26 protein-coding genes and 1 riboswitch are annotated in these 25,635 nt (G+C 61.6%); of the genes, 15 read left to right on the forward strand and 11 right to left on the reverse strand.

Features of this window, described 5'->3' with window-relative positions:
• The first annotated feature begins 41 nt into the window (after positions 1-41).
• The 3 genes from HB860_RS00715 (at position 42) to HB860_RS00725 (ending at position 3,555) form a co-directional block, all read left to right on the forward strand.
• Complete coding sequence (locus HB860_RS00715) at positions 42-1,046, forward strand: OmpA family protein (protein WP_247625433.1); 1,005 nt, start codon at positions 42-44, stop codon at positions 1,044-1,046.
• A 325-nt stretch (positions 1,047-1,371) separates the two neighbouring features.
• Positions 1,372-2,715, forward strand: coding sequence for a potassium channel family protein (locus HB860_RS00720; RefSeq protein ID WP_247625434.1), 1,344 nt, complete (start codon positions 1,372-1,374; stop codon positions 2,713-2,715).
• 240 nt (positions 2,716-2,955) lie between these two features.
• Positions 2,956-3,555, forward strand: coding sequence for a Yip1 family protein (locus HB860_RS00725; protein ID WP_106885681.1), 600 nt, complete (start codon positions 2,956-2,958; stop codon positions 3,553-3,555).
• Between the two features lie 120 nt (positions 3,556-3,675).
• Here the strand turns inward: HB860_RS00725 and HB860_RS00730 are convergent, their stop codons facing one another.
• Complete coding sequence (locus HB860_RS00730) at positions 3,676-4,008, reverse strand: hypothetical protein (protein WP_247625435.1); 333 nt, start codon at positions 4,006-4,008, stop codon at positions 3,676-3,678.
• Positions 4,009-4,366: 358 nt separating this feature from the next.
• The gene (locus tag HB860_RS00735) at positions 4,367-5,233 is read right to left on the reverse strand and encodes an EamA family transporter (protein ID WP_247625436.1); all 867 of its coding nucleotides are present in this window, start codon (positions 5,231-5,233) and stop codon (positions 4,367-4,369) included.
• A 105-nt stretch (positions 5,234-5,338) separates the two neighbouring features.
• On the opposite strand from HB860_RS00735, the gene HB860_RS00740 reads away from it, so the two are divergent.
• The gene (locus HB860_RS00740; RefSeq protein WP_247625437.1) at positions 5,339-5,797 is read left to right on the forward strand and encodes an Lrp/AsnC family transcriptional regulator; all 459 of its coding nucleotides are present in this window, start codon (positions 5,339-5,341) and stop codon (positions 5,795-5,797) included.
• Between the two features lie 95 nt (positions 5,798-5,892).
• Here HB860_RS00740 and HB860_RS00745 read toward each other — a convergent pair whose 3' ends face one another.
• The 4 genes from HB860_RS00745 to treR all read right to left on the reverse strand — a co-directional run bounded on the left by HB860_RS00745 (position 5,893) and on the right by treR (position 10,826).
• Positions 5,893-6,513, reverse strand: a complete 621-nt coding sequence (locus HB860_RS00745; RefSeq protein WP_247625438.1) for a sugar O-acetyltransferase — start codon at positions 6,511-6,513, stop codon at positions 5,893-5,895.
• Positions 6,513-8,177, reverse strand: coding sequence for an alpha,alpha-phosphotrehalase (gene treC, locus HB860_RS00750; protein ID WP_247625439.1), 1,665 nt, complete (start codon positions 8,175-8,177; stop codon positions 6,513-6,515). The genes HB860_RS00745 and treC overlap by 1 nt, the downstream gene beginning before the upstream one ends.
• A gap of 83 nt (positions 8,178-8,260) precedes the next feature.
• Entirely contained in the window at positions 8,261-9,691 is a 1,431-nt protein-coding gene (gene treB / locus HB860_RS00755; RefSeq protein WP_139433887.1) for a PTS trehalose transporter subunit IIBC, read from the reverse strand.
• Between the two features lie 187 nt (positions 9,692-9,878).
• A complete protein-coding gene (gene treR, locus HB860_RS00760; protein WP_247625440.1) occupies positions 9,879-10,826 on the reverse strand; it encodes a trehalose operon repressor TreR in 948 nt (315 codons plus the stop codon).
• A gap of 135 nt (positions 10,827-10,961) precedes the next feature.
• Between treR and HB860_RS00765 the strand changes: the two genes are divergently transcribed.
• Positions 10,962-11,912 (forward strand): AEC family transporter, encoded by a 951-nt coding sequence (locus HB860_RS00765; RefSeq protein ID WP_247625441.1) that lies wholly within the window; start codon positions 10,962-10,964, stop codon positions 11,910-11,912.
• 71 nt (positions 11,913-11,983) lie between these two features.
• On the opposite strand, the gene HB860_RS00770 is transcribed toward HB860_RS00765, so the two are convergent.
• Positions 11,984-13,279 carry a PTS sugar transporter subunit IIC gene (locus HB860_RS00770; RefSeq protein WP_139433890.1) on the reverse strand — a complete coding sequence of 432 codons (1,296 nt, stop codon included), beginning with the start codon at positions 13,277-13,279 and terminating at the stop codon, positions 11,984-11,986.
• Positions 13,280-13,542: 263 nt separating this feature from the next.
• Between HB860_RS00770 and HB860_RS00775 the strand changes: the two genes are divergently transcribed.
• The 9 genes from HB860_RS00775 to ansB all read left to right on the forward strand — a co-directional run bounded on the left by HB860_RS00775 (position 13,543) and on the right by ansB (position 21,878).
• A complete protein-coding gene (locus HB860_RS00775; RefSeq protein ID WP_041204936.1) occupies positions 13,543-13,848 on the forward strand; it encodes a PTS sugar transporter subunit IIB in 306 nt (101 codons plus the stop codon).
• A gap of 40 nt (positions 13,849-13,888) precedes the next feature.
• Positions 13,889-15,214: a PTS sugar transporter subunit IIC gene (locus tag HB860_RS00780; RefSeq protein ID WP_139433892.1), complete on the forward strand. Its 1,326-nt coding sequence runs from the start codon at positions 13,889-13,891 to the stop codon at positions 15,212-15,214.
• A 54-nt stretch (positions 15,215-15,268) separates the two neighbouring features.
• Positions 15,269-16,654: a glycoside hydrolase family 1 protein gene (locus tag HB860_RS00785; protein ID WP_247625442.1), complete on the forward strand. Its 1,386-nt coding sequence runs from the start codon at positions 15,269-15,271 to the stop codon at positions 16,652-16,654.
• Between the two features lie 70 nt (positions 16,655-16,724).
• A complete protein-coding gene (gene chbA, locus HB860_RS00790) occupies positions 16,725-17,036 on the forward strand; it encodes a PTS N,N'-diacetylchitobiose transporter subunit IIA (protein ID WP_163127402.1) in 312 nt (103 codons plus the stop codon).
• Between the two features lie 11 nt (positions 17,037-17,047).
• A complete protein-coding gene (locus HB860_RS00795) occupies positions 17,048-17,977 on the forward strand; it encodes an ROK family protein (RefSeq protein WP_247625443.1) in 930 nt (309 codons plus the stop codon).
• 226 nt (positions 17,978-18,203) lie between these two features.
• A complete protein-coding gene (locus HB860_RS00800) occupies positions 18,204-19,343 on the forward strand; it encodes a carbohydrate porin (RefSeq protein WP_247625444.1) in 1,140 nt (379 codons plus the stop codon).
• Between the two features lie 127 nt (positions 19,344-19,470).
• A complete protein-coding gene (locus tag HB860_RS00805; RefSeq protein ID WP_247625445.1) occupies positions 19,471-20,433 on the forward strand; it encodes a LacI family DNA-binding transcriptional regulator in 963 nt (320 codons plus the stop codon).
• A 62-nt stretch (positions 20,434-20,495) separates the two neighbouring features.
• Positions 20,496-20,690, forward strand: a complete 195-nt coding sequence (locus HB860_RS00810; RefSeq protein WP_247625446.1) for a heavy-metal-associated domain-containing protein — start codon at positions 20,496-20,498, stop codon at positions 20,688-20,690.
• Positions 20,691-20,819: 129 nt separating this feature from the next.
• Positions 20,820-21,878: an L-asparaginase 2 gene (gene ansB / locus HB860_RS00815; protein WP_247625447.1), complete on the forward strand. Its 1,059-nt coding sequence runs from the start codon at positions 20,820-20,822 to the stop codon at positions 21,876-21,878.
• Positions 21,879-21,973: 95 nt separating this feature from the next.
• Here ansB and HB860_RS00820 read toward each other — a convergent pair whose 3' ends face one another.
• Positions 21,974-22,960, reverse strand: a complete 987-nt coding sequence (locus tag HB860_RS00820; RefSeq protein WP_247625448.1) for a sodium:calcium antiporter — start codon at positions 22,958-22,960, stop codon at positions 21,974-21,976.
• Between the two features lie 88 nt (positions 22,961-23,048).
• Positions 23,049-23,156, reverse strand: a riboswitch (yybP-ykoY riboswitch).
• Between the two features lie 203 nt (positions 23,157-23,359).
• On the opposite strand from HB860_RS00820, the gene HB860_RS00825 reads away from it, so the two are divergent.
• Entirely contained in the window at positions 23,360-23,947 is a 588-nt protein-coding gene (locus tag HB860_RS00825) for a superinfection exclusion B family protein (protein ID WP_025328396.1), read from the forward strand.
• A gap of 63 nt (positions 23,948-24,010) precedes the next feature.
• Here HB860_RS00825 and HB860_RS00830 read toward each other — a convergent pair whose 3' ends face one another.
• From HB860_RS00830 to HB860_RS00840, 3 genes are all read right to left on the reverse strand, one after another.
• Positions 24,011-24,469 carry a methylglyoxal synthase gene (locus HB860_RS00830; protein ID WP_162519091.1) on the reverse strand — a complete coding sequence of 153 codons (459 nt, stop codon included), beginning with the start codon at positions 24,467-24,469 and terminating at the stop codon, positions 24,011-24,013.
• Between the two features lie 315 nt (positions 24,470-24,784).
• Entirely contained in the window at positions 24,785-25,264 is a 480-nt protein-coding gene (gene bfr, locus HB860_RS00835; RefSeq protein WP_139433902.1) for a bacterioferritin, read from the reverse strand.
• A gap of 142 nt (positions 25,265-25,406) precedes the next feature.
• On the reverse strand, positions 25,407-25,613 hold the full coding sequence (locus tag HB860_RS00840) for a bacterioferritin-associated ferredoxin (protein ID WP_139433903.1): 207 nt from the start codon (positions 25,611-25,613) through the stop codon (positions 25,407-25,409).
• Between the last annotated feature and the right edge of the window lie 22 nt (positions 25,614-25,635).

Here is a 25,635-nt window from a genome sequence, read left to right on the forward strand (position 1 = left end):
AAGGGCCTAACGCCCGCCATTTCGTATTGATGAGGCTATACATGAACTTAAGACTAACCCCTGTCTGGATTGCACTGGCATTGGCCACCACAGCCGCTCACGCTACCGACGACATCTACTTTGGTGCCGGTGTTGGTGCCGCTCACTTCAACGGCCTGAACAACGCAGCCGTCGAAACCGGCACTGAAGATGCCGCCGCGACCAACCTCTTCATGGGTTACAACTTCAACGAGACGTTCGGTGCCGAACTCGGTTACCAGTACGCTGGTCGCGGTAGTGCCGATGGTGAGCGTTACGAGAACCAGGGTGCGACCCTGTCCGGTATCGCCCGTCTGCCCCTTGGCGAAGATTTCTCCCTGTTCGGTGAAGCGGGTGCCTACTGGGCCCATACCGACGGTCTGGACAACAGCGACACCCGTGTCTCTCCGCTGGCCGGTGTCGGTCTGACCTACAAGCTGAACGATGCCCTGGATCTGCAGGCGCGCTACCGCTACATGTGGGACGTGGCCGATCTGACCACCTACACCGGTGAGCAGTACAAGTCCAACCAGAGCGTGGCGACGCTGGAAGCCGTATATCACCCGTTCCGCACCTCCTACGTTGAGCCTGTTGCAGCTCCTGTCGTGGCAGAGGCGGCTCCTGTGATGGTCGAGAAGAACTTTTCCCTGAACTCAGACGTGCTGTTTGCCTTTGGCAAGGCAGATCTGAAGCCGGAAGGGGTGGAAGCCCTGAGCGGTCTGTACAAGCAGATCGTTGAATTCCAGCCGAAGGATGGCAGCGCCATCGTCGTGGGTTACACCGACCGCATCGGTTCCGATGCCCAGAACCAGCAGCTCTCCGAAGCCCGTGCCCGCACTGTGGCCGACTTCCTGGTGAGCCAGGGCCTGGCCACCAGCAAGATCGCCATCGAAGGCCGCGGTGAAGCCGACCCTGTCACCGGTACCCAGTGTGACGGCGTCAAGGGCAAGAACGAGCTGATCTCCTGCCTGGCACCGGATCGTCGCGTCGAAGTCCGCGTCTCCGGCGTGCAGGAAGTGCAGCAATAAGCTGACGTCAGCTCAGCTGATGTGAAGAGGGGATGCCATGGCATCCCCTCTTGCTTGTCCGGGCTCCCGCTTTTAGGACGGACGAAACCGCCTGGCATGGCGACCCTGGTGCCTTATTCCTCTTCAGCTTCGCGACAATCTGTCGTACCCCGCATCTTATACCTTTCCTGTCAGTGAGTTACAGCCATCCTCTCGGCTAGTATGATGACGTGACCGGCCTGTGCCCCCCGCTTTCTGCGAACTGGCATCTCTCTTTGGGCGTGCAGGCACCTGATCCCCTCCCTTGGCAACCCTGGGCGGGACAAAACCATGATCGAGGTAATCTATGAATGCGACCGAGCTGTGGCAGCTTTCTCCCGAACAATTCAACGAGTGGCGGCGGGAGAATGACTATCCATTGATCTGGGAGTTGTTGGTGGCCTCGCTGCCCCATTTCGACGACTGGATGACAGAGCAGAAAATAGAGAAAAGCGTCATCTTCCAGATCGGCATCGCCCGCTTCATCAGCTCGCGATCCGTGCTCAGCCTCTGCGTCTACATGAGCGACGACAAGATAAGGCTCTATGAGAGCGCCTCTAGCGCGCTGGAGTCCCTGCGCAAGAGCGGCCTTGTCCGCTCCGAGACGTGCTTCGAGCCCTATGCCATGTGGCTGGCCGCCAGGCATGGCAAAGCCGAGGTAAAGCGGGCGCAGAGCCTGCTCTCCGTCTCCGAGAACAACAAGGGGGAGGCCCAGGTGCTGGGCAAGCATCGCCTGCTCAACATCGGCGGCGTCGAGCTCAAGAGCCCCATCATCTCCGGCCGGCTGCTGGACTTTACCTGCCTGGACGAGCTTTCGCTGGACGGCGCCGTCAACAACTCCAAGGTCTATCTGTGGCACTGCTCGGCCAAGGGAGTACGCGTGAACGGCGGGGTGATCGGCCTCGATCTGTTCGATTCCCTGCTGTGGGATCACAGGGCCTGGGCCAAGAAACGGGAGCTGGCGCTGGAGGATGGGGTGTTTCAGGACTTCACCATAGAGTGCGAGGAGATCCGTTTCCACGCCTCCCGGGCCGTGCTGAAAAATTTCAACGTCAGTGCCAAGAACTTCGATGCCACCATGGAGCACACCAATCTGGACAAGGTGCAGGTGGTCTACAACGAGAATGGCCGGATCGATCACAACGAGGCCAGCAAGCTGTACCGCAATGCCAAACGCATCTTCTCCAGCGTGGGAGACACCGTCGATGCCGGCGAGTGCTATTACAAGGAGAAGCTGCACGAGATGAAATCCCTGGCAAGCCCGAGGGAGCTGTTCAGGGAGCGCTGGCTGCGCAGCGGCCTGATGACGAAGGGGTGGCTCTCCCTGCTGTGCTATCTCAAGTGTGCCAGCAAGTTTGTCAGCTTCATTACCTGGGGATTTGGCGAGCGGCCGATAAGAAGCCTGCTGATGTCGATGGGCGTCATACTGCTGGCGACCCTGACCTACTTCCTGGCGCCGGAGTCCGTGACCCATGGTCACCTGGGGCGCTCTCTCTACTTCAGCATAGTGACCTTCGTGACCCTGGGTTACGGCGATATCTCCCAGACCTCCTCTCCCCTCCAGTTGTTGTCGGCCATAGAGGCGTTCTGCGGTATGTTTCTGACCGGCCTCTTCCTCGCCGGCTTTGCTTCAAAGACCAAGCAGTACTGACGATAGCGCTGGCGGCGGTGACACCACTTGTCCTGCCGCCAGGGACTGACCAGCCGCCAGGATCCGCCAGCACGGCGGGGATGGTGTTCTTCCTTGACGCACCGGCAGTGGAGCGACTTTATTTAGAGTCATGGGTCGCGCTTGCGATGGATGGTGCGCCTAGTGTTGCACGAGAAAAAAAGCAGGGGAGCGAGAGCGGTATCGATCAGTCCACAATCGAAGCAGAGAAGGAATAACGCTATGATATTGAATCACTTATGGGGATTGTATGCGCATCCTCACACCGAATGGCATACCATAGACGAGAGGCATGACAGTTTCCGAAACAGTCTGACTCATATCCTGATCGTGGCCCTTATCCCGCCCATCTGTGCCTATTACTCCGCCGTGCACATAGGTTGGAGCATTGGCGTCGGTGAGCCCATCACCCTGACCGCGAACAGCGCCCTCATGCTGTCGATAGCCATGTACGTGACGCTCATCATAGGCGTCCTCGCGCTCTCCTATCTGGTGCACTGGATGGGCCATACCTTCGGTTCGGATCCCAGCTACACGACGTCGCTAGAGCTCGCGGCCTACACCTCCACACCGCTGTTCATGGTCGGTTTTTCCGCCTTCTTCCCGCACCTCTGGTTCATGATGATCATAGGCCTCATCGGGCTCAGCTACTCGGTGTACCTGCTCTATGTGGGGGTGCCTATCCTGATGCACATTCCCAAGGAGCAGGGGTTCATCTATGCCAGCTCGGTGGTCACCGTCGGCCTGGTGCTGCTGGTCTGCGTGCTGGCGGCCACGGCCATTCTGTGGGGATCCGGTTTTGGCCCCGTGTTTACCCATTAGCCGCTGACGAACCGGCAGAAACGACAAGGGCGCCTCTATGGCGCCTTTGTCATGGGGCTCACTCACCCTTTCTGGCCGGGTCCTGGCAACCGGATGGAGTGAAAGCGTCGGTTGCGAGGATCAGCGCGAGTTGCCGCTGCCGATGCCAAAGGGGATGCGGTAGTCGCTGCTCTGATCCCCCAGACTCACTGTCAGGTTGCCCTGGGCGCGGCTCGGGAGTTGCACCTGCTGGGTGCCCATCAGGTTGGCGTGGACGGAGGCCACCAGGTCGCCGGATTCGTCGCGCACCTCCAGCATGGGGTTGCTCTTGCCAGCCATGGCAGCGCTGGCATGCCAGTTCACGAACAGCACACCCGGGGTGGCATTGAAGTCGGCGGGAACGGCAGCCTGGGCAACACCGGCACTCATCAGGCCTGCGACGGCCAGCATCTTGATTACATTTTTCATCTTCATTCACTCTCTTGGTTTTCATGTCATTGGCAAGGCCGGAGAGGCCCGCATCAATGCATCCTTGCAAGAGGTTATTCAAATACTATGTAGTTCTTTTACTGACATCAGACACCCTGTTTCTGGTATCACAGCCTTGAACAACTGGTTATTTGGCCGCTTGGCGATCCTGCCTAAGCGATGAATGAATGGTAAACAGGTCATCGCTCGGTTGTTAGCGAGATTAACTGGTCTAGATATTCAAAAAACATGAACAAGATATGAGGGATCTGCCACTCAGGTCTATCCGCGTCTGAGCCGCTCCCGCCAGCGGCCTGCAGGACCGTTGCCGAAATGAGGCCAGCCATCGTCTCTGTTGGGGGGATCAGGCCGGGTCGGCGCGTCGTCGTCCCCCATGCCAGGTGGTGCCCATCGACGCGGCTATGATGGCGGCTATCCCCAGCCACTGGGACGGGGGCAGTTGCTCCCCCAGCAGCAGCAACCCCATCAGGGCGCCCATGGCGGGCTCGCCGCTGGTCAGGATGCCGTAGCTCTTGAGCGGCAACCGGCGCAGGGCAAACATCTCGAGAGAGTAGGGGATGGCGCTCGAGAGCAGCCCCACCCCGATGATGGTCAGGATCACGGGGAGTGTGAAGCTGGCCTCGCTCGCCCCGCCGAGGCCGAAGGGCAGCACCAGCAGGGTGCCCACCCACATGCCAAGGGCCGGGGCCTGGGCCCCCAGCAAGGCACCTGCCCGCTTGCCGGTCAGCATATAGAGCCCCCAGAACACGCCGGCCCCGAGAGCCAGGGCGGCCCCCAGGGGATCTATGGCCTGCTCGGCCTCCCGCAGGGGCAAGAGCAGCAGCAGTCCGGCTATGGCCAGCGCCAGCCAGATGAAGTCTGCTCGGTGGCGGGAGCTGAGCAGCGCCACCGTCAACGGGCCGATAAACTCGATGGCCAGGGCTACGCCGAGGGGGGTGCGCTCGATGGCCAGATAGAAGAGCAGGTTCATGGCCCCAAGGGAGAGTCCGTAGGGGATGGCCCCCAGCAGGGTGCGCCGGTCGAGGGGGGCACGCCAGATGCGAAACACCAGGGAGAGGAGGAGGGCGGCGCACCCCAGCCGGAACAGGGTCGTGCCTGCGGCTCCCAGCAGGGGAAAAAGAGATTTGGCCAGTGAGGCCCCCAGGGTGATCGACAACATGGCGAGCAGGACGGCCAGCAGGGAGGGGAGGGCGGGGCTGTTTGGCTGCATCTTGTTCAAACCTGAGTTGGGTAGAAGCAAGAAAATATATCTGGAGGCCGTCGTAATTTCGGTCTAATACTGGCCTTACACGATAATTTTTATCTAATGAGCCCCATGACCGACAAATTTGATCTGCTCATCCTCGCCGAGCTGCAGCAGGATGCCCGTCTGCCCATTCCCGAGCTGGCCCACAGGGTCGGCCTCTCGGCGCCCGCCTGTTACCGCCGCGTCCGGGCGCTGCGGGAGGCGGGCCTCATCGAGCGGGAGGTGGCGCTGGTGGCCCCGGCCACCATGGGCTGGCCCATCACCATGCTGGTGCTCGTCACCCTGGAGCGGGATCACGGTCGCATCGTCGATGAGATGATCGCCAGCCTGCAGCGGGAACCCGAGGTGATGGATCTCTGGTACGTGACGGGTGAGCAGGACTTCGTGCTGCAGGTCGCCGCGCGAGACATGCAGAGCTACGAGCAGTTCACCCGGCGGGTGCTCCATGCCAGGGAGCAGGTGCGCAGCTTCAAGACCCTGGTGGTCATGGGGCAGCACAAGCGTTGCGGCGCCTTGCTGCCCGGGTGAGAAAGGGGGAGGGGCCGTTGCCTTTCCCGGAATCAAAGGCGCGCGAAGGGGCCGTCAGGAAAACGAAAAGGGGCAGATACTACCTGCCCCCTGTGTCAGCCGGGCTCCCCGGTCGCCAGCTCCTGCGCCGTCATGGGGCGCAACACCCGGCAGGGGTTGCCGACCGCCACCACCCCTGCCGGAATGTCTCTGGTGACCACTGACCCTGCCCCGATGACGCTGTTGTCCCCTATGGTGACGCCTGGGCAGATGACGGTGCTGCCCCCAATCCAGACGTTGTTGCCGATGCGCACCGGCTTGCCGAACTCGACCCCGGCCACCCGAGGCGCCACCGCCACCGGATGGGCTGCGGTGTAGATCTGCACCCCGGGCGCCAGCAACACGTTGTCGCCTATGTGCACCTCGCACACGTCGAGGATGGTGCAGCCCATGTTGGCGTAGAAGTTCTCGCCGACAAAGATGTTGGCGCCATAGTCGCAGAAGAAGGGGGGCGTGATGGCGCACTGGGCACCGCGCCCGCCGAGCAGTTCATGGAGCAGGGCATCCCGCTCCGGCTTCTCTTGCCAACTGGTGTTGAAGCCGTGATAGAGCCTGCGGCAGCGCTCGCGGGCCGCTTTCAGCTCGGGGTGGCCCGCATCATAGGGTTCCCCCGCCACCATCTTCTGCCATTCGGGGCAACGCTCGGCTGCCCGCTGCGCTGTGATTGTCTCGGCCATCATTGCTCCATCAACCAGATCAGGGATTCATAAGGACGCAGCTCGCAGGATTGCGGGCGGGCCGGGCTGCCTTGGTAGTTGCCAAGCAGCAGGTGGCCCTCTCCATTGGCCAGCTCGGCAGGCAAGGCAAACTCCACCGGCTCGCCGTAGAAGTTGCTCACCACCAGCAGGGTCTGGCCGTTGGCGCGGCGGGTGTAAGCCCAGATCCGGGCGTGCCCCGCCAGCAGCTCCTGATAATCCCCCTGGGTGAAGATGGGATATGCCTTGCGAAGGGCGATGAGATCACGGTAGTGCCAGAACACAGAGTGCTGGTCGGCCAGCGCCGCCTCGGCGTTGATCTCGGGGTAGTTGGCGGCAGGCTTGAGCCAGGGCGAACCCTGGGTGAAGCCCGCGTTGGGGGCGGCGCTCCACTGCATCGGGGTTCGGGAGTTGTCACGGGACTTGGCCCCCAGAATGGCGAGGATCTCGGCCTCACTCATCCCCTCAGCCTGCTTGATGGCGAAGATGTTGCGGCTCTCCACATCCTGATAGTCGTCGATGCGCTGATAGCCGGGGTTGGTCATGCCGATCTCCTCCCCCTGATAGATGTAGGGAGTGCCCTGCAACCCGTGCAAGGTGCTGGCCAGCATCTTGGCGGCGACCACCCTATGTTCGCCCTCGTCGCCGAAGCGGGAGACGATGCGCGGCTGATCGTGGTTGCACCAGAACAGCGCCGACCACCCCTTGCCGTGCATGCCGCTCTGCCAGTGGTTGAAGATGCGCTTGAGCTCGAGGAAATCGAACGGCGCCTTGGTCCACTTGTCGCCGTTGGGGTAATCCACCTTCAGATGGTGGAAGTTGAACACCATGGAGAGTTCCGACCCGTCCAGCGCACCGTAGCGCTGACAGTGCTCCAGCGACGTGGAGGACATCTCCCCCACCGTCATGGCCCCCACCGGGGCGAAGACGTCGCGGCTTATGTCCTGCAGGAATTCGTGGATGCGCGGCCCGTCGGTGTAGAAGCGGCGGCCATCACCTATCTCGTCGTTCGGGAACGCCTGATCCTTGGAGATGAGGTTGATGACGTCGAGACGGAAACCGTCGACCCCCTTCTTCGCCCAGAAGTGGATGATCTTTTTCACCTCGGCGCGAACCAAAGGGTTTTCCCAGTTCAGATCCGCCTGCTCGCGGGCAAACAGGTGCAGGTAGTACTGGCCGGTGGCCGGGTCCAGCTCCCAGGCGCTGCCGCCAAACTTGGATTGCCAGTTGTTGGGCGCACCGCCTTCTACCGGGTCTTTCCAGATGTAGTAGTCGCGATAAGGGCTCTGCTTGTCACCCAGCGCCGACTTGAACCAGGCGTGCTCGGTGGAGGTGTGGTTCACCACTATGTCCATCACGATGCGGATGTCGCGTGCGTGGGCGGCAGCCAGCAGCGCCTCGAAGTCGGCCATGGTGCCGTAGGCCGGATCGACGGCCAGGTAGTCGGCGATGTCGTAGCCGTTGTCCACCTGGGGGGAGACGTAGACAGGGGTCAGCCAGAGGGCATCGACGCCGAGAGTCTTGAGATAATCGAGGCGGGCCATGATCCCCTTGAGATCACCGGTGCCACGGGCGCCGGAGTCCTGAAAGCTCTTGGGGTAGATCTGGTAAATCACGGCGCTTTGCCACCAGGGTGTCTGTGTCATGGTTGGTTCGCTCATAGGTTGGAACTGGTTGGAACAGGGCAACGAAAAAGGGCGGAGCCAGGGCTCCGCCGATGTTGTGTGGATCAGGCGGTCGCCAGATCCAGCTTGCCGGCCGCCTGCTGGCGCTTGTAGACCAGCAGGGTCAGCACCACGGGCACCACTATGGCCACCAGCATGGCGACGGCGTAGATGCCCCAGTATTGCGGCTGGATGGAGAGGATGCCCGGCAGGCCACCCACGCCGATGCCGTTGGCCATCACGCCGCTGAAGCCGCAGATGAGGGCCGCGAGGCTGGAGCCCACCATGGCGCACAGCATGGGGAACTTGTACTTGAGGTTGATGCCGTACATGGCCGGCTCGGTCACCCCGAGGTAGGCGGAGATGGCGGCCGGGACCGAGATCTCCCGCTCGTTCTCCTTGCGGCTGATAAGGATGATACCGACGACCGCCGAGGCCTGGGCGATGTTGGAGAGGGCGATCAGCGGCCAGATGGGGGTGCCCCCCATGCTCTGCATCAGCTGCAGATCCACCGCGTTGGTGGTGTGGTGGATGCCGGTGATGACCAGGGGGGCATAGAGGAAGCCGAACAGGGCGGCGCCTATGGGGGCAAACGAGCCCGTCATGGCGGCCTTGGCGGCAAAGCCGACGCCTTCGCCAATCCAGCGACCGAAGGGGCCGATGAAGGCGTGGGCCACTATCACCGCCAGCAGCAGGGAGATGAAGGGCACTATCACCAGGTAGAGATAGGCCGGAATGATGCGCTTGAGGCTGGTTTCCACCCAGGCGAGGAAGACACCCGCCAGCAGGGCCGGAATGACCTGGGCCTGATAGCCCACCTTCTGGATGACGAAGAGGCCGAAGTCCCACACTTCCGGGGTCTGCTGGCCGATGCCGTAGGCGTTCATCAGTTGCGGCGAGACCAGGGTGATGCCCAGCACAATGCCGAGGATCTCGGATCCCCCCATCTTCTTCACCGCAGACCAGCAGACGCCCACCGGCAGGAAGTGGAAGATGGCCTCACCCAGCAGCCAGAGGAAGGCGTGGACCTGGGCCCAGAACTGGCTGATCTCGGTGAGGGTATGGGTCCCGTCGTCGAACATCTTGATGTCGCCGATGACGTTGCGAAAGCCCAGGATCAGGCCGCCGGTGATGATGGCGGGCAGCAGGGGCACGAAGATCTCCGCCAGGTGGGAGATGCCGCGCTCCAGCGGATTCATGTTGTGGCGGGCCGCCTGCTTGGCGGCATCCTTGCTGGCGCCGCTCACCCCGATCTCCTCGGTGAGCGCCTTGTACCACTGATCCACCTCGTTGCCGATCACCACCTGGAACTGGCCGCCCTGGGTGAAGCTCCCCTTCACCGAGGGGATGGTCTCGATAGCCTTGGGATCGGCCTTGGCCGGATCGGCCAGCACGAACCTGAGCCGGGTCAGGCAGTGGCTGACGGTGGTGATGTTGTCCTTGCCGCCGATCCGTTCGATCAGCTGTGCCAGATGCTGTGTGTTGACTTTTGACATGAGCCTTCCCTCTGTGACTCCATGAATAATGGTCGTTTCTTTGCCGGCTGGCCAATGACCGCCCGCTTATTGGTATCGTTCCCAATCAGCATGAAGCCAGTGGCAGACATCAGCAATGGGAACGTTCCCAATTCGTGGCGGTGGTCACAAAAAGTGCAAAACGCCGGTAATGAGAGGAAAAGATAGACTACAGGGGCTGACAGGGGGCTATGGTGGCTCTGGGGGGCTGCCCCTCTTCAATCTGATCGAGCAGCTGTCTGGCGGCCAGAATGCCGGCATCCTTGTAGCCGAAATCCAGGCTGAGGGTGTTGGCAAACAGGAAGGTGAGCATGGGATTGCTGCCAAGGCCGCTCACCAGGATGTCGGTGCGCCCCTGCTCCTGCAGGTACTTGGCGGCGCCTATGGCCAGGGTGTCGCTGGCGCAGACCATGGCCTGGGTGCCGGGGGTGACCAGCTCGGCCGCCAGTCGGTAGCCGCTTTGCAGGCCGAGATCCCCGAGGGCGCTACGGGGCGTGAGCCCCTGCTCCCGGCAGTAGTCGAGGTAAGCCTGATGGCGGCGCAGCCCCGTGGTGAGGTCGCTGCGTTCGACCCCGAGATAGGCGACCTCTGTCAGGCCGCGCTCCCCTAGGTGTGCGAGCACCGCGCGCACCGCGCCGTCATCGTCGAAGCAGACCGACGAGAAGCCGGGACGCTCGCGCGCCATCAACACCAGCTTCTCCCTGAGCGGCGCCATGGCGGCGTAGTCCAGATCGTTGAAGGCAAACAGGATTATGCCGTCCACCCCGCGCCGCTCCAGCACGGCCAGGTGCTCGCTCACCTTGGCGGGGGAGAACTTGCTCTCCATCAGCACGGCGTCGTAGCCACGCTGGTAGAGGGTCTCCAGCATGCCGCGCACCGCCTGGTTCTCGGAGCTGGAGTCGAGGCGCGACACCACTATGCCGACCACCTGCTGGCTCTGGCTGCGCATGGCCCGCGCCGACTTGCTCGGCACGAAGCCGTGCTCGGCGATCACCGCCTCGACCCTGGTCCTGGTCTGGGCATTGACCCTGGGATCCTGATTGAGCACCCGGGAGACGGTCGACTTGCCGACCCCGCTGAGGCGAGCGATATCGAGGATGGTCAGTTTCTTTTCCATGTGGGATCCGTGACAGGGGAGGGCGGCAACCGGGATGCAGACATTGTTGTGATTAAGTCCTGTGAATACAAGCCCATGGCGTTAGAATGCCCTTTTGCCCAGGCGGAGCCTCCGCCACTGCACAGGACGCGCATCATGGATCTGTTGGCAAGTCTGCACTTCTCCCTCTCCATCACTGGCCCCATCTGTCTGGTGCTGGTACTCGGCATCTGGCTCAAGCGGCTGGGTCTCTTGCCCGACAGCTTCGTCGAGTCCGCCTCCCGCCTGGTGTTCCAAGTCACCCTGCCAGCCCTCTTGTTTCTCAGCATGGTGCGCACCGATTTTTCCACCATGCCGAGCCCCTGGCTCATTCTCTACGGCCTGCTCGGCACCCTGGCCGGTTTTCTGGTGCTGGAGCTGCTGGCGGCCCGCTTCATCAGCGAGCAGAAACTGCGGGGCATCTTCGTGCAGGGCAGCTTTCGCGGCAACATGGGGATCATGGGGCTGGCCTATGTGCAGAACGCCTATGGCCCCGAGGGCATAGGTGCCGCCGCCCTGCTGGTGGGCTCCATCACAGTGCTCTACAACATCCTCGCCGTGATCACCCTGACCCGCAGCCTGGGGGGCGGAAAAGGGATCAAGCCCATCCTCAAGGGGATCGTCAGAAACCCCCTCATCATCGCCATACTGGCGGCCCTGCCGTTCGGCCTGCTCGGCATAGAACTTCCCCAGCTGGTGATCACTACCGGCAACTACTTCGCCAGCATGACACTGCCGCTGGCGCTGCTCTGTACCGGCGCCAGCCTCAACCTCAAGGCCCTGCGCGGCGGCGCCATGCTGACCGGCTGGGCCACCGCCAACCGCCTGTTCTGCATTCCCGTGCTGCTGGTGCTGGGTGCCTGGGCGCTCGGCTTCACTCCCCAGGCCCTCGGCATCCTGTTCCTCATCAGCTCCACCCCGACCGCCGCCGCCAGCTATGTGATGACCCGCGCCATGGGGGGGGACAGCGCCCTGGCGGCGAACATCATCGCCACCACTACCCTGGGTTCGCTCGTCACCACCAGCCTGGGAGCCGCCCTGATGAACTACCTGGGGTTGATGGGTTAGCCGCCCACCCTGACACCCCGGGCCTTGGTTGGAAACCCGTCTTCATCACCTTTTCGCACTGCGGTCAGACGTCAGCCCAGACGTTCACGCTCCTGCTCCAGCACCATTTTTTCATGGGCCAGGAAGAAGGGGCGGTAGAGCACATAGCTGTTGAGGATGCAGACCAGGCTCATCAGGCCATTGCTCCAACTGCCGTTGGCCGCCCAGGCGGCACCGAGAGGAGAGGGCATGGACCAGGGCAGCAGGGCGATGAACTTGTCGAGAAATCCCCACTGGGTCAGTTGCCAGGCGAGCACGGCGTTGATCAGGGGGACGCTGATGAAGGGAAGGAAGAACAGCGGATTCATGATGATGGGGAAACCGAACAGCAGCGGCTCGTTGATGTTGAACATCGAGGGTATGAAGCCCAGCTTGCCCACCGACTGGATGGAGTGGCAACGGCTGCGCATGGCCATGAATACCAGCGGCAGCGTGGTGCCTATGCCCCCGATCAACAGGTAGTAGTCCCAGAACCCTTGCAGGAAGATATGGGGCAGGGGCTCTCCCGCCATCAGCGCGTCCTGGTTGGCGCTCACTCCGGCCATCCAGAAGGGCGACAGCAAACCGGTCACGATCAGGGCACCGTGGATCCCCATGAACCAGAGCAGATGGGCGATCAACAGGGTGATCAGCAGGGCGGGCAGGGTGTCGGCCCCTACGATCAATGGTCTGAACAGGGCGGCCATGAAGTCCGGCAGACTGATCCCGAACTGCTGCTGCAACCAGAGCCGCAGCAGGCTCAGCGAAAGCATGATGAACAACAGCGGCACGATCAGCTGAAAGCCCCGGCGGGTCATCACCGGCACCTCCTCCGGCATCTGGATGTACCAGCCCCGGCGATAGAAGAGCCTAGTCACCTCCACCGAATAGAACGCCATCAGCAGGGCCGTGAAGATCCCGGCGCCCCCCAGATAGCCAAATACCCCGGGTTGCAGCGAGCGAAAATCGATCAGCATCAGGAAGGCCATGCAACCTCCCAGGCCGCACAGGCGTTCCGGCATTTCGTACGCCTTGGCAAGGCTGGATGCCGCACCGAAGGCGATGATCAGCGCCACCAGCCCCAGGGTGTGTGAGTAGACGGGAAACAGGAAAGGATGCAGCGCCCGCGCCAACCAGTGCAGCCACTGCCCGAATGCGTGCGGCGTGTCAGGGGCGATGGGAGGATACAGGATGGGAACCAGCAAGCTGCCGACGATGACGAAGGGCATGGCCAGCTGAAAACCATCGCGCAAGGAGAGCACATGGCGACTGCGGGTCAGCCAGTTGGCAAACGGTACCATGCGCTGCTCTATCATGCCGACCAGCATTGCCATCCATTGCAGATTCATCACGTTATTCGGTTCCTTGTCATCCTGATACCCCTTGTCATCATGGGGTTTGGACGCCATTTTGACGGCTTTGTGGTTTTGTTTCCGTAATATCCGAAACCATTTTGCCATTTCATTACCTCGCTCACACTTCCTGCCCCCTCGAACCGGAAAATCCCGATCCCGCTCACACATCGACGGATTGTTATTGGAAACCGGTTTCCAAAATAAATCCATTCGATCCAGAATGCGCCATCCGTTATGAACGTCTGGAGAATCGGGAAATGAAAAAAATCATGTTGTGCTGCTCTTCCGGCATGTCCACCAGCCTGCTGGTCAAGAAGATGAAAGAGGAGGCGGACAAGCGGGGATTGGACGCCGAGATACAGGCCTTCGGTGCGGCAGAGTTCGATCTGCAGATGCCCCACTACCAGGTGGTGCTGCTGGGGCCGCAGGTCAAATACATGCAGGCCGAGCTACAGCAGCGAGCGGCGGCTCATGGCGTGCCTGTCGACACCATCAACATGATGGACTACGGCATGCAACGGGGTGACAAGGTCCTCGACCATGCCCTTACCCTGATCGGCTGATGCGCAGACCCCAACCAGTGAATGTCACAAGGAAACCTTCATGAACACCCTTTACGAGCGCTTTGTCAGTACCATTGAGAACCGGGTCAGCCCGCTGGCCGGCCGGATCGGCCAGCAGAAATACGTGCAGGCGATCCGTGACGGCTTCATTGCCGCCTTGCCCTTCATGATCGTCGGCAGCTTCATGCTGGTGTTCATTTTCCCTCCCTTCTCTCCCCAGACCCAATGGGGATTTGCCCGTGCCTGGCTCGACTTCTCTGCCACCTATCAACCGCAGCTGCTGCTCCCGTTCCAGCTGAGCATGGGGCTGATGACCCTGTTTATCTCGGTGGGAATAGGCGCGAGCCTGGCGCGGCAGAACGGTCTGGACCCCGTCACTACCGGCCTGCTCTGCCTGATGTCCTTTATGCTGGTAGCCGCCCCCGTCAAGGAGGGGGCCATCTCCATGCAGTATTTCTCCGGTCAGGGGATCTTCACGGCCCTGATCACCGCCATCTATGCGGCTGAGGTCTATGCCTTCCTCAAGCGCAACAACATCACCATCAAGCTGCCGCCCCAGGTGCCGACGGGGGTCGCCCGCTCCTTCGAGGTGCTGATCCCGGTGCTGGTGATCATCCTGACCCTGCACCCGCTCAACCTGATCCTGGAGAGCACCACCGGCATGATACTGCCGGAGGCCATCATGTCTCTGGTCAAGCCGCTGGTGGCGGCCTCCGATTCCCTGCCAGCCATGTTGCTGGCGGTGCTGGTGTGCCAGGTGCTCTGGTTCGCGGGGATCCACGGTGCCCTGATCGTCACCGGCATCATGAATCCGTTCTGGATGGCCAATCTGGCCAACAACCAGGCCGCCATGGCCGCGGGTGAAGCCCTGCCCCATATCTTCCTGCAGGGCTTCTGGGATCACTACCTGCTGATCGGTGGCGTCGGATCGACCCTGCCGCTGGCCTTCCTGCTGCTGCGCAGCAAGGCGGCCCACCTGAGATCCATCGGCAAGATGGGCGTGGTGCCCGGCCTGTTCAACATCAACGAGCCCATCCTGTTCGGTGCCCCCATAGTGATGAACCCGGTGTTCTTCCTGCCTTTCATTCTGGTGCCCATGATCAACGCCACTCTGGCCTGGTTTGCCCTGGACTTCGGCCTGGTCGAGCGGGTTGTCTCTCTCACTCCCTGGACCACACCTGGTCCCATCGGCGCCTCCTGGGCCGCCAACTGGGCCATCAGCCCCATGGTGCTGAGCCTGCTCTGCATGTGCTCCGCCGCGGCCATGTATTACCCCTTCCTGAAAGCCTATGAGCGCACCCTGCTCAAACAGGAAGAGCAGGAAGAGAGTCCGAAAACGCCGGAGCTGGCCGCCGCCACCCGTTGATTGCCTGCCGGGGCTGCCTGGCGGCCTCTTTTTTCAAGCTTGGAGTAACACGAGATGCAATACCGTTTTCCTGAACAGTTCTGGTGGGGCAGCGCCTCTTCCGCCGCTCAGGCCGAAGGCGCCAGCCTCCAGGGCGGCAAGGCGCCAACCATCTGGGATCACTGGTTCGAGCAGTCCCCCAACCGTTTCCATCAGCAGATTGGGCCGGCGCAGACCTCCGGTTTCTATGAGCATTTTCGCGATGACATCCGTCTGCTGAAACAGCTTGGTCACAACAGTTTTCGCACCTCCATCGCCTGGTCCAGGCTGATCCCGGCTGGCCGGGGGGAGCCCAACCCGGAGGCTGTCGCCTTCTACGACGCCATGATCGACGAGCTCAAGGCCGAGGGGATCGAGCCCTTTATCTGCCTGTTCCACTTCGACATGCCCATGAGCATGCAGGCCCTGGGGGGCTGGGAGAGTCGGGAGGTGATCGCCGCCTACGCCGAGTTTGCCGAGACCTGCTTCAGGCTGTTCGGCGGCAAGGTCAAGCACTGGTTCACCTTCAACGAACCCATAGTGCCGGTGGAGGGGGGCTACCTCTACGACTTCCACTATCCGAACGTGGTGGACTTTCGCCGCGCCGCCACTGTGGCCTATCACACCATGCTGGCTCACGCCACGGCGGTGCAGCGTTACCGGGAGCTAGGTCAGGATGGCCAGATCGGCATCATCCTGAATCTGACCCCTTCCTATCCTCGCTCGCAACACCCGGCGGATCTGAAGGCGGCCAACATTGCGGATCTGATGTTCAACCGCAGCTTCCTGGATCCGGCGGTCAAGGGGGAGTACCCCGCCGAGCTGGTCGAGCTGCTGCGGGAATACGATCAGCTGCCGGCTTGCGAGCCGGGGGACAAGGCCCTGCTGGCGGCCGGCAAGATCGACCTGCTGGGGGTCAACTACTACCAGCCGCGCCGAGTCAAGGCCCGCAGCCACGCGGTCAATCCTGCCAGCCCCTTCATGCCGGAGTGGTTCTTCGACTACTACGAGATGCCGGGGCGCAAGATGAACCCGCACCGGGGCTGGGAGATCTACGAGCAGGGGATCTACGACATCTTGGTCAACCTGCGCGACCACTACGGCAACATCCCGAGCTATATCTCCGAGAACGGCATGGGGGTGGAGGGTGAGGCCAGGTTCAAGGGAGAGGACGGCCAGATCCAGGATGACTACCGCATCGGCTTCATCCGGGATCACCTCATCTGGCTGCACAAGGGACTGTCGGAGGGCTGCCAGTGCCGGGGCTATCACCTCTGGACCTTCATCGACAACTGGTCGTGGAGCAATGCCTACAAGAACCGTTACGGCTTCATCGAGCTGGAGCTGGAGAGCCAGACCCGACGCATCAAGAAGAGCGGCCAGTGGTTTGCCACCGCCGCCCGTGAGAATGGCTTCGACTGATTATTCCGTCACCTGACCCCTATTAAAGAGCGCCTGCCCCAAGGCCGGCGCCCATCACCAAGGAGTGTGTATGTTCGATCTGGAAGAGACCGTCATGGGTCTTATCATCAATGCCGGCATGAGCCGCAGCCTCTGCTTTGAGGCGCTGCGTCAGGCCAGGGCCGGCCAGTTTTCGGAGGCCGATGACCTGCTGCGTCAGGCTGCCGAGGCAGCCAATGCGGCCCACGGGGTACAGACCAGGCTGATCGAGGCGGATGAAGGGGAGGGCAAGATCCCGGTGACGCTGATCCTGGTCCACGCCCAGGACCACCTGATGACCGCCATGTTGGCCCGGGAGCTGGTCACTGAGCTCATCGAGCTGCATCGCAAGCTGGCTGCCTGAGGAAGACGATCATGTTGCGACTCGGACTCGACATCGGGGGAACCAAGATCGAGGCTCAACTGCTCGATGGCCAGGGCGTCAGCCTGCTGCGCAGACGGATCGCGACCCCGACCACGGGGTACGGCGATTTCCTGGTGGCCATCACCTCTCTGGTGAGGGAGATACGGCAGGCGATGGACAGCGCCTTCACCATAGGCATAGGGCTGCCCGGGGCGATCGACCCGCAGACGGGTCGCATCAAGAATGCCAACTGTCTGTTTCTCAACGGACAGGACCTCAAGCAAGACTTGACCCGGGCGCTGGGCCAGCCGGTCTGGCTCGCCAATGACGCCGACTGTTTCGCCCTCTCGGAGGCCGTCGACGGGGCGGGAGAGGCGGGCAGGGTGGTGTTTGGCATCATCCTCGGCACCGGCTGTGGTGGCGGCTTGGTGGTCAATCGCCAGCTCATCGTCGGTCCCAACGCCATCACCGGGGAGTGGGGTCACAACCCGCTGCCCGGTTATGACCCGGCCCGTGATGGCCCAACCCAGCCCTGTTACTGCGGGCGCAGCAATTGCATCGAGCGCTTCGTCTCCGGGACGGGGTTTGCCGGCCGTTTCGTGGAGCGCCATGGCCGCGGGCTGTCGCCGCTCGGGATCATCACGGCCGCCGCCGAGGGGGATGTGGAGGCCCAGGTCCACTATGACCATTTCATCCAGGCCCTGGCCCGCAGCGTCGCCAGCCTGATCAATGTGCTGGATCCGGATGTCATCGTACTGGGGGGCGGCCTCTCCAACATCGCCTCCCTCTATCGTGATCTGCCCGCGGCAGTGGTTCCCTACCTCTTCTCGGAGTGGTGCCTCACCCCCATAGTGCCTGCCCGCTACGGGGACAGCAGCGGGGTACGCGGCGCCGCCTGGCTGCCAAGCTGCGTCGAAGGAGCCACCACATGGGCCATCTGAGCCGTGGCCGAGGAGAGAGCGCCGACTCGCCTCCCCCGGCGGGCGATGCCTGCCAGGGGCTGAGACACTTCCTCGGGCCCTAGTCCCCCACCCGATTTGATCCATGCCCTTTGCCTTACATTGCGTTGCGATGGGGGAAAGGCATGCCTGAATTTGTCCTCCCTTCGGGGAGGCAGATAAATAAATGCTTGTATATCAAAAACATAAAACTCAAGGAATGATAATAATGAAACTGACAAACCTGTCCGCCCAGCTCCTTGCCATCCTGGCCCTGAGCACCCCTTTCATGGCCAGCGCCGTGGTGGAAACCAACACGGACTTCGGGCGCCTGAGCCTGGGGGGCGATGCGGAGATCAACCTGAACGCGTCCAACACCACCCGTGGCAACGTGCTGGGTCAAACCAGCGAGACTCGCACCGATCGCTGGGACGAGGATGGTCGCCTGCTGCTGAACTTCCTCGGGGTACGGGAGCTGGAAGATGGTCGCTATGGCCAGATCCAGATCCAGCCCACCATAGGCACCAACGGCGGTGCCGGTGCCGACGATGCGTACCTGGGGTTCGGCCAGCGCAGCAACTGGGGGATGAAGGTCGGCCGCTTCGAGGCCTACGACATGTTCCCGCTGGGGCAGGACATCTTTGTCGAGCACTCGGGTGACAGTGCCAACGACCTCTACTCCGATGGCAATGGCTATGTCTACATGCTGAAGGAGGGTCGTGGCCGGGCTGGCAAGGGGGGTCAGCTGCTGCTCAACAAGGAGACGGGCAACTGGTATCTGGAGCTCTCCACCCTGATCGGGGACCGCACCAATCTGTTTGCAGGCCAGCAATACCACGGCTATGCGCTGACCAAGGCCAAGGACTCCATCATCGTGCGTCCCGTCATCGCCTGGAAGGGGGAAAACCTCAAGGTCGCCCTGGGGGCCGAGGGCAACGTGATCAGCGACGCCATCGTCACCAGCGACGACGTCTCAGTGTCTGATCGCATGGGTTATGGCCTCACCACCAGCTGGAGCCAGGATGCCCTGGTCATCAATGCCAACCTGGCCCGCATGGATGCCGAGGCTGAAACCGATACCACCCTGGGCGCCAACCTGCTCTGGCACAATGCCGGCCTGGGTTACATCTACGCCATCAACGACATCAGCAGCGCCAATCTGAACAACACCAGCGCCGATTTCGGCAATATGGTGGGCAAGCACACCATCAACACCGTATACGCCTCCTACAAGATCCCGAGCGTGCTGGATCTGAACAACTTCGATATCTATCTGGGAGCCTACTGGTCCCAGCTGAATGTCGACAGCAGCGAGGTGGACAACATCGATCGCTACGGTGGCCGGGTGCGTTTCAAATATTACTTCTGATGGAAGCCAGATTGGCAGAGGGGGGCAAGGGCCCCCCTTTTCCATTGACCAGAGTGCCGGCCCTTACCGGAGGTCGCTGGCCTGTGCTAGGATGGAGGCCTGTTAACCGGTTACCGTTGATGAAGCCATGGCCAATATTACCGATGTGTCGCGCCTCGCGAATGTGTCTAAAGCCACCGTTTCCCGCGTCCTGAGCGGCTCGCGCGGTGTGCGTGAAGAGAGCCGGTTGGCCGTGTTGCAAGCCGCCGAGCAGCTGAATTTCCGACCCAATGCCACGGCTCGCTCCCTGGCGACCCAGGCGACGGATTGTGTGGGCATCATACTTCCCTCCCAGCTTGGCAATCGTCTGGCCAGCATGCTGCCGCTGCTGGAAGGCGCGCTGGCCAAGACGGGCAAGAGCATGCTGGTGCGCTTTGCCGACGAGACGCAACAGCAGCAGCAAGCGGTCGATGAGTTGCTGGGAGGGCGTTGTGATGGCGTCTTGGTCCTCGGCTCCAAACAGCCTCTGAACCCAGACCCACGCCTCATTCAGCTGGATGGGGTGAGCGACACCGGCAACCTCAATCTCAGCTATGACCTGACCTTTGCCACGGAGAGCGCCTGTCGTTTCCTGCTCGGCAAGGGCCATCGCCAGCTGGTGCTGATGCTGGATGACAAGGTCTCGCCTGCGGGAAAGAGCGCCATTCAGGGCTACCAGCAGGCACTACAGCAGCAATCCCTGCCCTATAACAGCCAGTTGGTGATCGACGGTACCGACAACCAGCAGGCGCTGCTCGGCTTGCTCAATCGCTACCTGCCCTTCACCGCGCTGGTGGTGCAGCAAGATGCCCAGGCTGCCGACGCCATGCGGCTGCTGCGCGAGTTCAACCTCCATATTCCTCAGGATGTCTCCGTCATCAGCCTGGAAGGCTCCGCCCTCGCGAGCCAGTTGACCCCACCGCTGACCTGCATCGAATACCCGAGTGAGCGGCTGGCCCAGGAGAGCGTGCGGGTGTTGCAAGCACAGCTGGCGCAGAGTCTGCGACCGGCCGATGAACAGCAGAAATTCCAGGGACGCCTGGTGGTGCGTGAATCCGTGGTGGCCCGCTAGGGCTTGACCTTGCTGCGGGCGTCAGCTTTAGGCTGGGGACATATCCACAGAGGAGATATCCCATGACCATAGAACTCACCGTCTCCGGCATGTCCTGCGGTGGCTGCGCCGCCAGCCTGCAGAAGGCGCTGCTGGCTCAAAGTGCCGTCAGCCAGGCTCGGGTCGATTTTGGCAGCCGCAAGGCCGTCATCGAGAGCGAGCTGAGCAGGGACGAGTTGATCGCGCTGATCGAAGCCAAGGGATTTAGTGCGGAGTGATTTATCCCTATATGGGTAAAAATCAGACCAATATTCTGTTTACTTGTTTTTATTGTTGAGAGTGATCACTTAAAAACGAGCCTAGTTGGATGAAAATGCTGCCGTCAACTAACCCAAAAGGATTGCAGCATGACTCACCCTATCCGCAAGACCCTGCTCGCCGTCGTCCTCGGCATGACCCTCTCCCCCCTGGCCATGGCCCTGCCGCAGGTTCATATCCTGGCGACCGGTGGCACCATAGCCGGTGCGGGACAGTCAGCCACCCAGTCCAACTATGAAGCGGGCAAGGTGGCTATCGAGACCCTGATCGCCGCCGTGCCCGAGATGAAGAACGTGGCCGACGTGCAGGGGGAGCAGGTGGTCAAGATCGGCTCCCAGGACATGAACGACGAGGTGTGGCTCAAGCTGGCCAAGCGGGTCAACGAGCTGCTGGCCAAGGATGACGTGGACGGCATCGTCATCACCCACGGCACCGACACCATGGAAGAGACCGCCTACTTCCTCAACCTCACCGTCAAGAGCGACAAGCCCGTGGTGCTGGTCGGCGCCATGCGCCCCTCCACCGCCATGAGCGCCGACGGCCCGCTGAATCTGTATAACGCCGTGGTCACCGCCTCCGACCCCAGCTCCAAGGGCCGTGGCGTCATGGTCGCCATGAACGATACCGTGCTGGATGCCCGCGACGTCACCAAGACCAATACCACAGGGGTGCAGACCTTTGCCGCCCCCAACTTCGGCCCGCTGGGTTACATCCACAACGGCAAGATCGACTACCAGCGCAGCCCGGCCCGCCTGCACACCAGCAAGACCCCGTTCGACGTGAGCAAGCTCGACAAGCTGCCGCAAGTGGGCATCGTCTACAACTATGCCAACGCCACCGATCTGCCGGCCAAAGCCATGGTGGATGCCAAGTTTGACGGCATCGTCAGCGCCGGGGTGGGCAACGGCAACCTCTACCACAGCCTGTTCGACACCCTGGCCAAGGCGAGCAAGGATGGCATCCGGGTGGTGCGCTCCGCCCGCGTGCCGACCGGCGCCACCACTCTGGATGCCGAGATCGATGACGCCAAGTACGGCTTCGTGGCCGCCGGCACCCTGAACCCGCAGAAGGCGCGTATCCTGCTGATGCTCTCCCTGACCCAGAGCAAGGATCCGGCCCAGATCCAGCGCTGGTTCCAGCAGTTCTGATCCCGGGGCTCAACCCGCTAACCTAAATCCATGAAAAAAGGGCAGGATCCGATCCTGCCCTTGCTTATGGCGCCATGTTCAGATGCCAGGTGCCTTCAGCTCACCATCAGCCAGCCGCAGAACCCCAGATACACCAGCCCCACGCAGGCCAGCCTGCCCGCCGTCATCCGCCCGTAGCTGAAGCCCCACCACAGCAGTGCCACCGCCAGCAGGGTCACCAGGGAGGAGACCAGCATGGTGCTGTCGAGCAACCAGGGGGTGAACAGCAGGCAGAACGCCTTGGGAATGGTGCCCTGGATCATCATGGCGCCGGAGATGTTGGCCAGCGCCAGCCGATGCTTGCCCTGCCGCACCCAGATCAGCACGTTCATCAGCTCGGGCATCTCGGTCGCCACCGGGCTCAGCAGCAGGGCCGCCAGCACGGGGGAGAGGCCGAACAGCTCACCCATGCTCTCCAGCTGATGGACGAACAGCTGCGCCGCCAGAGCGACAACCACCAGGGCTCCCAGGGTCTGCAGCAGCACCTTGCGAAGGACCGGGGTGCCGGCCTTGGGATCCAGCTTTAGGGGGGAGGGCAACTGGGTCTCGTGGCTGTCGGTCTGTTTCAGCTCGCGCCGCACATAGAGGAGGTACGCCAGCACGAACAGCGGGGCCAGCCAGGTCTTGCCGGTGAAGGCCACCATGCCGAGGGCCACCGCCACCAGGAAGATGCCGACAAACCAGGCCTGATCCCGACCTATCTCGCGCTGCACCTCGCCATCTATGGCCCTGTGCTCAGGGCTCATGCACAGCAGCAGGGTCAGGCCGACGGCGGCATAGCCTATGGTGGAGAGCACCAGGGGACCGCCGAGGGCGGCCCCTATCCCTATCTGTTGCTGGGCGGGGGCATCCCCCATCAGCAGCGCGCTCAGGGTGACTATGCATTCGGGCAAGGCAGTGCCGAGGGCCGCCAGCAGCGAGCCGGTGGCGCTCTGGGAGAACTTGAGGTGATGGCCGGTCCATTCGATACCGTTGACGAAATATTCGCAGGCGAGGTAGATGGTGGCGGCAGAGAGCAGAAATAACAGCAGGGTGATCAGCATAATGGGCAACCGCCAGGCGAGCAGAACAACCGATGGACCCGATACGGCTCGCCCGGCTGGCTTGCGTATCGAGGCCAAAGGTCTTGCAGGACGATAGATGCTATCGCCGCCCATGCCATGGATCGGCAGATCCAAGAATGTTGACATGAGCCCGGCCCGGATCACGGGCGGGTTGCTACTCCCCAATGACAGTGCGGGGTTTTTACCAAGAGACGGGTCACCCCACAAGGAAAATGGCGGCTCATCCCCCCGGCAACTTGTAAGGGGATGTAACCTGGCCAGCGACCAATCCCACCAGTCTGCTCGCCAGGATCCGGATCCCGCCCACAGGATCCTCGCCTTGGCACAGGGATTGCTATGAGTTGACTACTGTCCACATTGACTTGGGAAGGGTGAACGATGAAACGGTGGATCCAACATTTTTATCAGCTGAATCGCCTCAACTGGCTGATGGTCTGGCTGCTGCTCTGCTGCAGCATCATATTGCTGTTCCCGGCCGGGCTGATGAAAGGCGCCGTCAGTCAGTGGGCCACGGCTCACGCCGCCTGGCTGGGGGTCGGCATGCTGATCGCCATCTCCTACTTCTGCAGCCAGGGTTTCCTGATCGCCTGGGAGTGGGCCTGTGACGAGTGGCAGTCCCGCCGCCAGCAGGATCAACTGGCCCAGATGATTGGTTTCCTCGACTTCAACGAGAAGGCAGTGCTGCGCGAGTTCGTGCTGCAACGGAAAAGCGTCATAAACTTGCCGATCACCGAGCCTGCCGTCAAAAACCTGATGGATGCCGGGGTGCTGACCTATGCCTATGGCAAGCCGGTGCGAGAGAAAGAGGACGAAAACCAGATCCGCGCCCTGATGATTGCGCTGCCGGCCCGGCCGCTGCTGACCTACAAGGTGCTGGGGCTGTCGCGCGGCAAGATGAGCGACGAGCAGGTGGAGCAGATCATGAATGCCAGACCCAAGTTCGCCCAGAAGAGCTTCCAGCGCTGAGCCGCCACCATCCTTCAAACGAAAGAGCCGGACACTGTCCGGCTCTTTGCTATCTGGTTGGGGCTACTCGGTTCTTGCCTTGAGATAACCGGCGTAGTCGGGCACCTGGACGCTGAATGCCTGCTGCATGTGCGGGCTGTCCATGATGAAGTCCGCCGTCGCTTCGTTGGTGGCGACCGGGATGTTCCAGACCGCCGCGAGGCGCAGCAGTGCCTTGACATCCGGATCGTGCGCCGCGGGATTGAGGGGATCCCAGAAGAAGATCATCACGTCGATCTTCCCTTCGGCGATGAGGGCGCCGAGCTGCTGATCGCCCCCCATGGGTCCGGAAAAGAGGCAGGTGATGGGCAGTTGCGCCTTCTTGCCGAGCAGGGTGCCGGTGGTGCCGGTCGCATAGAGGTGGTGGAGCTTGAGCTCCTCCTTGCGGCGCAGCACCCAGTTCAGCAATGGGGTCTTCATGTTGTCGTGAGCCACCAGGGCTACCCGCTTGTGGGGCGCCATCTCACGTGCAATCAGTTCCATGGAAATCATCCGTAGCAAAGTGATGGGAATAGGGCCGTATCCTAATCGAAAGCGGCGTGTGCTGCTCTGCCCTGCATCGTAACTGTGATCACTGCAATGGTTCAATCCGGCTTGGAGCCGTGCCTCGTTCACCGAGCCCGGCGGTGCGCCCCGTGCCGTGAAGGGGTTTGCTGACTTGGGAAAACCACCCGGTTGGCCACCTGCCTGGCAGACAGTAATGCCCGTATGTTTCAGATTCATGCCTGGGTTTTAAGCTGGCGGCCCAGAAAAAACCCGCCTTGGCGGGTTGGGGGCAGATCTTGATGACATCCGCACTCAGGATGATGCGGTATGAAGCTGGGATTGCTGATAATTTTCCAGGCCGATGCGAGCGATGAGGTCCAGCTGGGTTTCCAGCCAATCGACGTGCTCCTCCTCGTCTTCCAGGATCTCCTGGAACAGGTCACGGCTGACGTAATCATGGACGGACTCGGCATAGGTGATGGCCACTTTCAGGTCGGGGATGGCATCCATTTCCAGTGACAGGTCGCAGCGCAACATCTCTTCGACGGTCTCACCGATGCGCAGCTTGCCCAGATCCTGCAAGTTGGGTAGTCCTTCCAGAAACAGCACTCGCTTGACCAGCTCGTCGGCATGCTTCATCTCATCGATGGACTCATGATATTCCTTGTGCCCGAGCCCCTTGAGGCCCCAGTCATCGTAGATGCGGGCGTGCAGGAAATATTGGTTGATGGCAACCAGCTCATTGGCCAGCACCTTGTTGAGGTGGGCAATGATTTTGGGATCTCCTTTCATCGACATTACTCCTCGTGTTCGAGCCTAGGGCACCGATCACTAGAGCGTAGTCGAGAAAAATGACCATAAGAAGATGGCGAATCGGCTCCCCTGCAAGGGAGAGCATCCGCTCGATGAAGTGAAGGGGTCAGGAAGAGGCGCTTCAGGCCACTTCGTAATAAAGGGGCGCCTGCTCCGACTCCAGCTTGTCGATCTCGGTGGCGATGATCTCCATCGCCATGCGCACGCACTTGCCACATTGGGCACCGACTTCCAGCGACTGTTTCAGCTGTCTGAACTCGGTCTTGCCTGCCTGTACCGCCTTGCGGATCTGGTTATCTGTGATGCCGCGGCACAAACACACGTACATATTAATGGACCTCATGCTGGAA

Source organism: Aeromonas genomosp. paramedia, from assembly GCF_023093515.1.
Lineage (GTDB): Bacteria > Pseudomonadota > Gammaproteobacteria > Enterobacterales > Aeromonadaceae > Aeromonas.